At 67.7% G+C, this 285-nt stretch carries 1 protein-coding gene; it reads right to left on the bottom strand.

Annotated features, from left to right (window positions below):
- Window positions 1-121: 121 nt before the first annotated feature.
- Window positions 122-285, bottom strand: a 164-nt coding sequence (locus L687_RS42085) for an acyl-CoA dehydrogenase family protein (protein ID WP_268741821.1), incomplete at its 5' end; no start/stop codon positions are given.

Below are 285 nucleotides of genomic sequence, written 5' to 3'. Positions count from 1 at the left end.
AGGTCGTCATGCCCTCGATTCAACCCGGCGGCAGCACCCGTGTCCACGCCTCGACGACGATCCGGCCGAGACGGGAAGAGGCCCCGGACGTCGCATCCGGGGCCCCTTCAGGTGCACGATCTCAGCGCTTGCCGACGATCTGACGGCCGACGAGATCGCGCATGATCTCGTTCGTGCCGCCGTAGATGCGGTGGACCCGGGCGTCGGTGAAGGCGCGCGCGATCGGGTACTCCATGATGTAGCCGTATCCGCCGTGCAGCTGCACGCCTGTGTCGAGCACCTCCC

The sequence above is a fragment of the Microbacterium maritypicum MF109 genome (genome assembly GCF_000455825.1).
GTDB classification, from domain to species: domain Bacteria; phylum Actinomycetota; class Actinomycetes; order Actinomycetales; family Microbacteriaceae; genus Microbacterium; species Microbacterium maritypicum_A.
This window is presented reverse-complemented; position numbering and strand designations above follow the sequence as displayed.